At 66.6% G+C, this 11,331-nt stretch carries 8 protein-coding genes; all 8 read right to left on the bottom strand.

Annotated features, from left to right (window positions below; all coding sequences use genetic code 11):
• Window positions 1-699: 699 nt before the first annotated feature.
• Window positions 700-1,095 carry a type II toxin-antitoxin system VapC family toxin gene (locus CKO41_RS10115; RefSeq protein WP_200382108.1) on the bottom strand — a complete coding sequence of 132 codons (396 nt, stop codon included), beginning with the start codon at window positions 1,093-1,095 and terminating at the stop codon, window positions 700-702.
• Window positions 1,092-1,361: an AbrB/MazE/SpoVT family DNA-binding domain-containing protein gene (locus CKO41_RS10110; protein ID WP_200382107.1), complete on the bottom strand. Its 270-nt coding sequence runs from the start codon at window positions 1,359-1,361 to the stop codon at window positions 1,092-1,094. Before CKO41_RS10110 ends, CKO41_RS10115 begins: the two co-directional genes overlap by 4 nt.
• Before the next feature lie 204 nt (window positions 1,362-1,565).
• A complete protein-coding gene (locus CKO41_RS10105; RefSeq protein WP_200382106.1) occupies window positions 1,566-4,226 on the bottom strand; it encodes a putative bifunctional diguanylate cyclase/phosphodiesterase in 2,661 nt (886 codons plus the stop codon).
• Between the two features lie 9 nt (window positions 4,227-4,235).
• Window positions 4,236-5,372 (bottom strand): FIST signal transduction protein, encoded by a 1,137-nt coding sequence (locus CKO41_RS10100; protein WP_200382105.1) that lies wholly within the window; start codon window positions 5,370-5,372, stop codon window positions 4,236-4,238.
• Window positions 5,373-5,797: 425 nt separating this feature from the next.
• Complete coding sequence (locus CKO41_RS10095) at window positions 5,798-7,258, bottom strand: protein adenylyltransferase SelO (protein ID WP_200382103.1); 1,461 nt, start codon at window positions 7,256-7,258, stop codon at window positions 5,798-5,800.
• 407 nt (window positions 7,259-7,665) lie between these two features.
• Window positions 7,666-8,499, bottom strand: coding sequence for a UbiA family prenyltransferase (locus CKO41_RS10090; protein ID WP_200382101.1), 834 nt, complete (start codon window positions 8,497-8,499; stop codon window positions 7,666-7,668).
• A 420-nt stretch (window positions 8,500-8,919) separates the two neighbouring features.
• Window positions 8,920-10,239 (bottom strand): isocitrate lyase, encoded by a 1,320-nt coding sequence (gene aceA / locus CKO41_RS10085; RefSeq protein WP_200382099.1) that lies wholly within the window; start codon window positions 10,237-10,239, stop codon window positions 8,920-8,922.
• Window positions 10,240-10,432: 193 nt separating this feature from the next.
• Window positions 10,433-11,290 (bottom strand): 16S rRNA (cytidine(1402)-2'-O)-methyltransferase, encoded by an 858-nt coding sequence (gene rsmI, locus CKO41_RS10080; protein WP_200382097.1) that lies wholly within the window; start codon window positions 11,288-11,290, stop codon window positions 10,433-10,435.
• Window positions 11,291-11,331: the final 41 nt, after the last annotated feature.

Here is an 11,331-nt window from a genome sequence, read left to right as displayed (position 1 = left end):
CGACCGAGGATCATATGAGTCTCGCTAAGTGATTGTTTTACAATACACAGCGCGACCTCATTGGAGACCTCTTGTCAAGTCTTTTTTGCTCGAATGGCGAGATTTTTTTGCGTTTCTCGATCGCCCCTTCAGAGGCTCTCAATCCACTGCGGGTCGAAAAACCACCCGGAGACGTGCCGCGCTCGCCTACGGCGTGCCAGGTCCCCGAGAGGGGACCTCATTCAACAGGTCCTGGCTTTTGGGACCGGACACCGTTGGTTCGGCGAATTCCGCGGCGATTCGCCGCGGCCTCATTGAAGCGGCATGCGGCTGACCGGGCGGCAGATTCACAGCGCCCTGAATTCCGCGGCGATTCGCCGCGGCCTCATTGAGGCTCTATTACGTTTAGCGTGGTGGTGTACGGTGGCTACGCGGCCAGGCGAAACGCGTTGGGAGCCTGTTTCAGGTCGAACGGTGAGGCGGGTAAGTGGGTGAGCTGAGCCTACCGACCACGAGGTAGGCGATGGTGATGAAATGACGCACGGTGCCGTGGCCCTTCGCGTTGGCGGCCTCGACGCTTACGCATCGGGCGTCCTAGCGGCCTTCACCTAGGGAGACGCTGATTTATTGGCCGTCCTGGCGAAAAGTCAGCACGGAAGTCGAAAGCGCGGCTTCAGCGACTTGAATCCATCATGAAGCGGTCAACTGCCGTTTTTAGGGTCAGACCTCCCAAACCCGCACCTCCGGCGCGATACCGGCTTCCCGCGCGGCTTTGCAAAATCTGCGATCAAGGGTGTGCAGCGTCGCGGTGCCGCTACTGGCCAGATGCATGGCATCGGCAAAATCACTGCCCGCTTCATACCATTCGATGGCCTTGGCAACCTGTTCGGAATTTTCGATCACTGTGTTCCACGGCTCGAAAATCCGCTTCAGAAACCGGGCGATGAGCTGACGATCAAAGCGGTAACTGTGCCGCAGCACCCATTCGGATTCCAGCAGCACGGTCTTGCTGATAAAGACCCGGTGGTCGCGCACCAAGCGTTCGGCGAGGTCGCTTTGCGCCGCGTTATCATCAACCACCAATCGAATGAGGAGATTGGTGTCCAAAGCGATCATTTCCGGTATTCCTGACATTCCTCATCGGTTAGTTCGACCGGTTTGCAAAGGTCTTCGGTGGAAATGGGCGGGCCATCGTACTTCAACATTCCGCGCAAGTCGGCCAGATTGAGCCGGTCGGCGGGTTTCTTGGACCGCACGGTTAAGCCGGTCGGTGTGGAGATCACTTCCAGTTCGGTACCGGGCTCCCAATGCAGTTCATCACGAATTTCCTTGGGGATGACGATTTGTCCTTTACTGGAAAGGGTAATGGTAGCAATGGTCATGGGGCAGCCTCTTTTGGTAAGGCCAAAAGTAAGTCCAATTATCGGCTTGCAAAGTACTGCCGACAAGCATCATGACGATGGGTCTTCGCTTGCTAGACCATCTAATGTTTCCACTTCGGCCGCATCGACCGGGCCGCGGGATGTTGGCGGATTCCCAAAGGTGGCTTTCGATCTGGTTGAGATTGATCGGAGCTTCGCGCATCGTTATCCGCTGACGCGTCTGGACGTCGAGTTCGGGGAGGACGTCACCGATTCCACGAAGGTCTCCTCCGGGGACGGCCGTCCGAAGAGGTAGCCCTGGAAGGCGTCGCAGCCTCGCGAGCGGAGGAATTGGTGCTGCTCGACCGTCTCGACCCCTTCGGCGACGGACCGGATCCGCAGACGCTGACACACGGCTAGGATCGCCTCGATGAGTGCGGCATCGCTGGTGTCACCGGGAACGTCCTGGACGAAGCCGCGGTCGATCTTGAGCTCGTCGATCGGCAGCCGTTTCAGATAGGTCAGAGAGGAATAGCCAGTGCCGAAGTCGTCGATGGACAGGTTCACGCCCAGACCTTTCAGCCCCGCCATTTTCTCGGCGGCAGTCTGCAGATCCTCGATCCAAACGCCCTCGGTGATCTCCAAGGTCAAGCGTTCTGGTGGGGCCCCGGTGTACGCGATGGTCTCGCGAACGGTCGTCAGGAGGTCGGAGCGGTGGAACTGCCGCGGGCTGACATTGACCGAGACTTGCAGATCGCAGCCGTAGGCGGTCGTATAGGCCAGGAACCGGCAAGCTTCCGCGAGCACCCAGCGACCGAGCGGGAGGATCAGTCCCGTTTCCTCGGCGAGCGGGATGAACGCCGAAGGGGAGATCAACCCTCGGCTCGGATGATGCCAGCGCACGAGCGCCTCGGCACCGGCGAGGCGGCCGGCCCGATCGACCTGTGGTTGATAATACAGCCGCAGCTCATCGCGGCTCAGTGCATGCCGCAACTCGCGCTCCAGATTGAAGCGCTCCTCGACCGCCCGTTGCATCCGGGGCTCGAAGAAGCGGATGCAGTTGCGCCCGCTGTCTTTCGCCTGATAGAGGGCCGTATCGGCTTGGCGCAGGACGTCGTGGACGCTGATCTCGTGGCCGCGGAACAGGGTGATACCGATACTCGCGGATGTGCTCGCCTCCCCTTCAGGCAGGCGAACCGGCGGCACGAGGGTTCGGCGCACCTTCTCGCCGACGAGATTGGCGAAGCGCGATGCGTCCGTCTCCGAGCGGCCTAGGCCAGTGATCAGGATGACGAACTCGTCGCCGCCGAACCGCGCGATCGTGTCTTGCTTGCGGAGCAGCGCACCGAGTCGCGCCGCAACCTGTTGCAGGAGCCGATCGCCGGCCTCGTGACCACGCGCATCGTTGATCTGCTTGAAGTTGTCGAGGTCCAGAAAGAAGACCGCACCGAAGGTGCCGTCGCGCTGGCTGGCCGCTCGGGCATTCGTCAATCGATCCAGAAACAGCCGTCGATTCGGTAGGTCCGTCAGCGGATCATAGTACGCGAGCCGGTGGATCGAGGCCTCGCTGACCTTGCGGTCGCTGATGTCGACGCAGGTCCCGGCGGCTCGGCGTGGGCGTCCGGCGTCATCGTAGTCGAAGCCCTTGCCGCGATCGAGCAGCCAGATCCACACCCCACCCTGGTGTCGAAAGCGATACTCGAGCTGCATCCTCGGACACCTGCCCGAGAGGGTGTCGTCGAACAGGCGCGTGACGGCGGGCAGATCCTCCGGGTGGATGCACGCCTGCCAGTCGGAGATCGTTCTCGGCACTTTGCTGGAATCGCCGCCGACGATGCGCACGAAGCGCTCGTCGTAGATGATCTCTGCGGTTTCCACATTGATGTCGTAAAGGCCGACCTCGGCGCCTTCGAGCGCGAGATCGAGTCGCTCTTGCAGGTGCCTCACCTCGGCCTCGGCCCGCTTCCTGGCGGAGATGTCGCGCGCTACGGCGAGGATACGCGGCTTCATGGTAGGGACGCGCTTCAGGGTGACCTCGGCCCAGAACGCGTGGCCTTCGGCGGTGTGCATCCGACTCTCGATCTGCTGAGGTCTCGCCCGCAGGACGGCTCGCCAGAGGCGCCTCCAGCGCGGGAGATCGGCGGGCATCACCCAGTTCGCCGGCTGCACGAATGGCAAGGTCTCCCGAGAGAAGGCGAACAACTCGAAGGCGCGCCGATTGGCGTCGACCACCGTCGTACCCTTGGTGTCCATCACCAGGATCGCGTCCTGCGCGCTGTCGAAGAGTTCGTGGTAGTTGGCCTCCGATTCGCGGAGGGCGGTCGTGATCACCCGGCGCTCCATCAGGTTGGCGAAGACCTTCAGGGCGGCCTCGGCGACGGCTTGGTCGCCTGGCTCGATGGGGCGCTCCGGTGCTGTGTCTCGTCGACGGTGGCCGATCGCGAGCACCCAGCCCAACGCCGGCGTGGCGACCCAGGCACCACTCGCGATCCCCAGTCGCTCGAGGAGATCGTTCGCGGGCTCGGGTTTCGCCGTGCCCGTCGCAGCGGGTTCGATCGACGAAACGGCCTGGCGCGTCAGGCCAACGGTCTCGATGACCGCGAAGCGGTCGATGTCCCGATCCCAGCGCAACAGCGCCGCTTGGTCGACCCGCAGCCGCTCGATCATCAGCATCAGCAGCTTCTCGCCGAGCGGTTGCTCGCCCAGATCGGCGCCGTCCAGGTCCTCGGCGAAGGCATGCAGCTGTTGGATGGTGCGCGCCAAGGCCTGGCTGCGTCGCGCCTTGCGCCTTGCCTGGGTCAGCTCCTCCTGCAGGCGCAATAGCCTGGCGCCAAGCTCGTCGCACTGCGCACGAAAATACTCGAGCGCCTTGTGCTGGTCGTCCATGGCCGTTGTCTATCCTCGATGAGAGAGCAGGAGCAGGACGCCGGTCCAGTCGAGTGGGCGTGCCCGGCCCTGGAAGGGTGCGATCTCGACGCCGGAATAGAAGCCCAGGAAGGGGCACAGGGCACCGATTTGCTGGCGCACGGGCGCGGACTCATCCTCCTCCATCCCGCTGAAGGCCATCGAGCGACCAGCGCAGTCGATGTAGATCCCACACAGGACGGCGTCGCGGTCGGTGGTCGCGAGGAGTCTCTGCGTCTGCGCGGCGGCGGACTCGATCATCCTGTCCGGCTCGTAGCTCATCAGCTGCACGCGCGAGCCGACCTCGAAGTCGGCCTCGAACAGGACCAATGCCTCATCGGCCGGGTCGAGGGCGATCACCAAGCGGTTGACATACTGACTGTCATTGAACGGGGCGTATGGATCACCGAGCTTCTCCCCGAGCGTGAGCGAAGGCAGCGGCTGGCGAGCGAGCAGCGCCGCGCGCGGCAGGCCCAAGCGCTCTGCCACGAGGGACAGTGCTGGCCGGCCGTCCAGCTCGAGCACGCGGGCACCATCGATCTTCGTGATCTGGAGGAAATCGCTGGCGGGGAGGCAGCCGTGCATGATGGTGTGATCGGCCGCGATGGACGGCGGCAGGACCACGGCTACCGCGGAATGCCTGACGGCCTGCTGGCCGTCGAAGACGTACGAGGCGGACAGCTCCACGTCCGCCAGCGTGCCCGCGCCGATGACCAGCGGTTGGTCGCCGCGCAAGCCTTCGTAGAGCCCTTCGAGCAGCCGGCTCCCGACGTGCAGCACCGGGGGCGGCGCGCTGCGGATCGAGTCGTAGAACAACAGGACGACGGCGCGTGGAGGCAGATCCAAGTCGCGGAGGCGGCCGCCCAAGCGGCGTCCGGCATCCGTTTCGTCGTGGTCGAGTCCATCGACACACAGGATCGCGGTCGGCTCGAGCGCTGAAGAAAAGAGCAGAATGCCGCACTCGTAGCCGGTTGCGCTTGCGCCAGCGATCGATATCAGGCCCGCGCCGCAGCCGCCGACGACGGGCAGCGGCCCGAGCTCCTCGCGAAGCCCACCGAGGAGCGCATCGGGCTCGTGCTGTCCGCCAGCGAAGACCAGCAGCCACGAAGGCTGATGATTGGGGGGCATTTGCTGGCGGGCGTCCCTGGCCGCCATGCGGGCGGCGACTCGGCTGTCCGCATTGAGGGCATGGCCAACGGCCACTGAGCGAGTCGGGGCGTCACTCGGCATCGCGCGGAAACCAGCTGCCGGGGGAGGTGACGCCTGGGCGGCATCGCTGGGCCCGGGTACCAGGGGCGCCCAATTCTTGCGGCTGGCGCCATGTCCAGCGGCTGGAGTCGTGATTCGGCTGGATGTGGGCCATCCGCGATCCCTCGCAACGCAGGTCTTCAGTATAGCGCTAGCGCCCGTTCGGAGATCCAACGGCCACGCAACGACGCCCGCCGGTGCAGTATATCGGAGAAACTGCTCGCCGACCTGCGGCCTGCCCACGCGCACATCGGTCAGAAGCCCCATCGACCGATCATCGCGCGGCGCTCACCCGCGTCAGTGCATCAGGTCCCGCAGAAGGTCTCCTGGACGACCTCGTGGGGCTCGGGCGGCAGCCTGTAACGCTGATACTCGGGGCGGTCCTCCCAGGGGTCGGTCACGACCCGCAGCAGCTCCTCGAAGGGCGCGAGGTCGCCATCGACCGCGGCCGCCAGCGTCGCCTCGACGCGGTGGTTGCGCGGGATCACCGCCGGATTCGCCCGGCGCATCCCGGCGGCGCGCTCCGCCGGGTTGGCCGCCTCGCGGGCGAGGCGGGCGCGCCAGTCCACGACCCAGGCGCCGAGGGCGCCGTCGCCGAACGGCGCCGGGGCTGGACCGTCGGTCTCCAGGGCGGCCGCGCAGAGGGCGCGGAAGCCGTTGGTGAAGTCGGCCCCCGTCTCGGCCATCGCCTTCAAGAGCCGCCCGATCAGGTCGGCATCGTCTTCATGGGCCTCGAACAGGCCGAGCTTGCGCCGGAAGGCATCGAGATAGGCCCGCTCGAAGCGCCCCGGGAAGGCATCGATCGCGGCCTGGGCCGCCTCGATGGCCTGCGCCTCGCTCGGGCCGAGCAACGGCAGCAGGGTCTGCGCGAGCCGCGCGAGGTTCCAGTGCGCGATTCGCGGCTGGTTGCCGTAGGCATAACGCCCCTGGTGGTCGATCGAGCTGAAGACAGTGGTGGGGTGATAGGCGTCCATGAAGGCGCAGGGGCCGTAGTCGATCGTCTCGCCGGCGATCGAGGTGTTGTCGGTGTTCATGACGCCATGGATGAAGCCGACGGCGAGCCACTGGGCGACCAGCTCGGCCTGGCGCCCGATGACGGCCTCGAGCAACGCCTGATAGGGCCGCTCGGCGTCGCGCACGTCCGGATAGTGCCGGGCGATGACATAGTCCGCGAGCTGGCCCAGGGCCTCCCGGTCGTCGCGCGCGCTGAAGTACTCGAAGGTACCGATCCGCACATGGCTGCGGGCGATGCGGGTCAGCACGGCGCCGGGCAGGGCCGTCTCGCGGTAGACCGGCTCGCCGGTCGCCGCGGCCGCGAGCGCGCGGGTCGTCGGGACGCCGAGGGCGTGCATCGCCTCGCCGATCAGGTACTCGCGCAGGACCGGACCGAGCCAGGCCCGCCCGTCGCCCGAGCGCGAGAAGGGGGTGCGGCCCGAACCCTTGAGCTGCACGTCGAAGCGCTCGCCGCTCGGGGCGACGAGTTCGCCCAGGAGGATGGCGCGGCCATCGCCGAGCTGGGGCACGAAGGCGCCGAACTGATGTCCGGCATAGGCCATGGCCAAGGGCTCGGCCCCCTCAGGGACCGCGTTGCCGGCCAGCACGGCGAGCCCGGCGGGCGCGCGCAGAGCCTCGACTGCGAGCCCGAGCTGTCGCGCCAGGGCCTCGTTCAGCGCGACCAGGCGCGGCCCCGCGACCGGTACGGGCGCGAGCCGCCGGTAGAAGCGCTCCGGCAACCTGGCGTAGCTGTTGTCGAACGGAAAGGTCATCGGCGGCTCCGGCTGAGGCTGTCCGCAGGAGATGGGGTTGGTCGGCACCAGCGCAAAGGCGTGGGAGGCGCCGGCCTACGGCGGAGCCGAGGACCGAGTTGCCGTGAAACAGGCGGCCGCCCGTCGGGTCGGGGCGCGCACGATCTCTTGTCTTCCCTGGTCTACCGTGCCGGCGCCGCCCGACCCGACGCGGCCGTGCCGATGTCGCCGGGGCCGGTCGGGTGAGCCCCGCGGGGCGTAACCCGACGGCCGGCAACACGGCTCCGACCGCGGTCCCGCCCGTCGATCGGCATCGCGGCGGGATGCGCTGCGCTTTCCCGTCTTACGGTACTGCCTCCCGATTCGGGGGGCGGCGGGATGCGCTGCGCTTTCCCGCCCTACGGCCGTCCGTCGTCGACGGCCAAGGATTACACGACCTGCGCTATCCCGATCATCAGGGCAGGCAAGAACAGGGACCCGTCGACCCTCAGGTCATACCAGCCCCTCGGGGTGTCCGGCCGCGCCAACGACAGGACGAGACCAGTGGCGATCAACCAGGGAAGGACGACCTCGGGCGGCGGGGCGGCAATCGTTGCGATCCACGCCGACCCGACCAGTAGCCAGGCAAGCCAAACCATCGCCAGGCAGGCCCGCCGCGTCCCTCGCACTCCGATGAGCACAGGCAGGGTGACGACCCCGGCCCGGCGATCCGACTCGATATCGCGGATATCGAATAGGTGGACATTGACTGCTAGAAACAGAAAGAGGAAAAGAAAGGTCGGGATCGCAGACGGCCCGATCGGAGCACCGGCATAGGCGAGCGGAAGGGTGACCAAGGCATAGGCAGCCATTCCAGACACGACCCATGCCTTCGAACCGGGAATATCTTTCAAACGCCGCCAGACGAGGCGTTTCGACCGCCGCCACGGAATCACGGGAAGCCCATACGCCAAGGGCACGATGCCGACGAGACTGAGCAGCAGGACGGTACGGTTGGATTGCATGAGCAAGACCGCTACCGCCACAGTTGCAGCCACCAGAATTAGCCATCCCCAACCATGGCGAAAGAATGCCTGCGCCTGACTGTCCGGGCTCGGTTGCAGGTAACTGTCCGCGATCCGGTCGAGATTGTAGAAGGCCAGCGCGAAGAAGAAGACCAGCAAGACGGGTTGCCGATCGTAATCGAGCCCCATGGTGTGCTGCACCAGAATCACGAGCGACGCGATTCCGGCGGCGACCCAGGCACTCGAATAGACCAGCACAGCCCTCAACGATCGACCAGGGACACTAACCAATGCGCCGGAAAGCGTTGACATAGACAGCTCTTCGCAACCACGGATGGGAGCTGTTCCTGGACTTCGTCCGTGGAAAATCGAAATCCAACGCGGATATCCGATAGGTGGTGGATATCGCGGCGGAAAAACAGGGCGCCGTCGTGGGGCTTGTTCCGCCGGAGGCCATCGCCGATGGACATCGCTGTGCTCGGCCCATCCGGCTGGGGCGCACACGGGGATCGGTGGGCTGGCGGCGCCCATCCGACGGGGAGGCCCTATCGGGGCGCTCGGCCCCGCCGGTCCGACTGCCGACCGACCGAGCGGGCACGGGGCGCAGCAAAAAGGGCGGGGCCTCCCTGCCCCGCGCGGGCGCCGCGACCGTTCGTGGCGCCCGCTAGGGGGACCCGGTCAGTGATCGCGGTCGGAGAACTGGGCCTCTTCGGTCGAACCGGTCAGGGCCGTGACCGACGAGGCGCCACCCTGGATCGTCATGGTCACGTCGTCGAAGTAGCCAGCGCCCACCTCCTGCTGGTGCGAGACGAAGGTGTAGCCCTTCTCGCGCGCGGCGAATTCGGGCTCCTGGACCTTCTCGACATAGTGGCGCATGCCCTCGCCGCGGGCGTAGTCGTAGGCCAGGTCGAACATGTTGAACCACATGCTGTGGATGCCGGCCAGCGTGATGAACTGGAATCGGTAGCCCATCTCCGCGATCTCGTCCTGGAACCGGGCGATGGCCCGGTCGTCGAGGTTCTTGCGCCAGTTGAACGACGGCGAGCAGTTGTAGGCGAGCAGCTTGTTCGGGTTGTCGGCGAGCACGGCCGCGGCAAACTCGCGGGCGAAGCCGAGGTCGGGCGTGCCCGTCTCGCACCAGACGAGATCGGCGTAGGGCGCGTAGGCGACACCGCGGCTGATCGCCTGCTCGAGGCCGTTGCGGACCTCGTAGAAGCCCTCAGCGGTGCGCTTGCCGGTCAGGAACGGCTGGTCGTTCGGATCGACGTCGGAGGTCAGCAGGTTCGCCGCCTCGGCATCGGTGCGCGCGAGCAGCAGGGTCGGCACGCCGCAGACGTCGGCGGCGAGGCGCGCCGCGGTGAGCTTCTGCACCGCCTCCTGGGTCGGCACGAGCACCTTGCCGCCCATGTGGCCGCACTTCTTGACCGCCGCGAGTTGGTCCTCGAAGTGCACGGCGGCCGCCCCGGCGGCGATCATGTTCTTGGTCAGCTCGAAGGCGTTCAGGACGCCGCCGAAGCCGGCCTCGGCATCGGCGACGATCGGTAGGAAGTAGTCGATGTAGCCCGCATCGCCGGGGCCGACGCCCTTCGCCCACTGGATCTCGTCGGCCCGTTTGAAGGTGTTGTTGATGCGCCGCACCATGGTCGGGACCGAGTCGTAGGCGTACAGCGACTGATCCGGGTACATGGTCTCGGAGGTGTTGCCGTCGGCGGCGACCTGCCAACCCGAGAGGTAGATGGCCTCGATGCCGGCCTTGGCCTGCTGCATGGCCTGACCGCCGGTGATCGCGCCCATGGCATTGACGTAGCCCTTCCTCGCCTCGCCATGGAGGAGGCGCCAGAGGCGCTCGGCGCCGCGCTCGGCGTACGTATGGGCGGGTTGCACGGAACCGCGCAACCGCACCACATCGGCGGCCGTGTAGCCGCGTCGCACGTCGCCCCAACGGCGGTTCTGCTCCCAGTCCTGCTCCAGCGCCCTGATCTGCTCGTCGCGGGTCATCGTTCGTTCCTCGGTAGCGGGTGTAGGCCTCGCCGCTGCGGCCGGAACCAGGCGGCCCCGGCGCGTCGGTCTATTGTCGACCATTTTGCTCGGTCTTGATTGTGCAAGATAGCCACTACCGCACTATTTGCAAGTCCAATTATCATAATCTTTTGCATTTGTATTGATAATTGTCTCTGCGCACGACCGACCCTCAGCTGCCCGCCTCGCGGACACGGGTGAGGCCGAGGGCATAGAGGTCGTTGCGCCGCGCCCCCGTGATGCGGGCGGCGAGTTCGGCCGCCTGCTTCAGCGGCAACGCCTCGGCGAGGATCCCGAGCACCCGGGCCTGCTCGCGGCGGGCCGCCTCGTCCTCGCCGGCCGGCGCACCGGCGACCAGGATCACGAGTTCCCCGAGGCGCTGCTCGGCGTCGGCGGCGAGGCGCTCGGCGAGCCCCGCCAGGTCGCCCTCGAGGAAGGTCTCGAACTGCTTGGTCAACTCGCGGGCGACGACGGCACGGCGCGCACCGCCGAGCACGGCGGCCAGGTCGGCGAGGGTGCGGGCGGCGCGCTTGCCGCTCTCGTAGAAGATCAGGGTCCCGGGCTCGTCGACCAGGTCGGCGAGCCAACTGCGGCAGCGCGCCGCGGTGCGCGGCGGAAAACCGACGAAGAGGAAGCGGTCGCTCGGCAGGCCCGCGGCCGAGAGGGCCGTGATCGCGGCGCTCGGGCCTGGGATCGGCACGACCGTTAGGCCCTGCTCGCGCGCCGCGCGCACGAGGACGAAGCCCGGATCGCTGATCAGCGGGGTCCCGGCGTCGCTGACCAGGGCCAGGTCCTCGCCACCCGCGAGCCGCTCGAGCAGGCGGGGCGTCAGCGCCGCCTCGTTGTGCTCATGATAGGCGATCAGCTCGGCGGCGATGCCGCAGTGCGTCAGCAGCCGCCGGGTGTGGCGCGTATCCTCGGCGGCGATCGCGGCGACGTCGCTCAGCACCTCGCGGGCGCGCTGGCTGAGGTCGGCGAGATTGCCGATCGGCGTGGCGACCACGTATAGTCGGCCTCGATCACTGCTCATTTGGTCTGCTCCGATGCTCGGTCCCCGCCGGCGGAGCGACG

Source organism: Thiococcus pfennigii (assembly GCF_016583835.1).
GTDB lineage: Bacteria > Pseudomonadota > Gammaproteobacteria > Chromatiales > Chromatiaceae > Thiococcus > Thiococcus pfennigii.
The sequence above is the reverse complement of the archived record's forward strand: the minus strand, read 5'-3'. Positions and strand labels throughout refer to the sequence as shown.

Excerpts from the sequence above, each read along its gene's own strand:
- CKO41_RS10115 (WP_200382108.1), bottom strand. The coding sequence starts at position 1,095 with ATGATCGCTTTGGACACCAATCTCCTCATTCGATTGGTGGTTGATGAT.
- CKO41_RS10110 (WP_200382107.1), bottom strand. The coding sequence starts at position 1,361 with ATGACCATTGCTACCATTACCCTTTCCAGTAAAGGACAAATCGTCATC.
- CKO41_RS10105 (WP_200382106.1), bottom strand. The coding sequence starts at position 4,226 with ATGGACGACCAGCACAAGGCGCTCGAGTATTTTCGTGCGCAGTGCGAC.
- CKO41_RS10100 (WP_200382105.1), bottom strand. The coding sequence starts at position 5,372 with ATGCCCCCCAATCATCAGCCTTCGTGGCTGCTGGTCTTCGCTGGCGGA.
- CKO41_RS10095 (WP_200382103.1), bottom strand. The coding sequence starts at position 7,258 with ATGACCTTTCCGTTCGACAACAGCTACGCCAGGTTGCCGGAGCGCTTC.
- aceA (WP_200382099.1), bottom strand. The coding sequence starts at position 10,239 with ATGACCCGCGACGAGCAGATCAGGGCGCTGGAGCAGGACTGGGAGCAG.
- rsmI (WP_200382097.1), bottom strand. The coding sequence starts at position 11,290 with ATGAGCAGTGATCGAGGCCGACTATACGTGGTCGCCACGCCGATCGGC.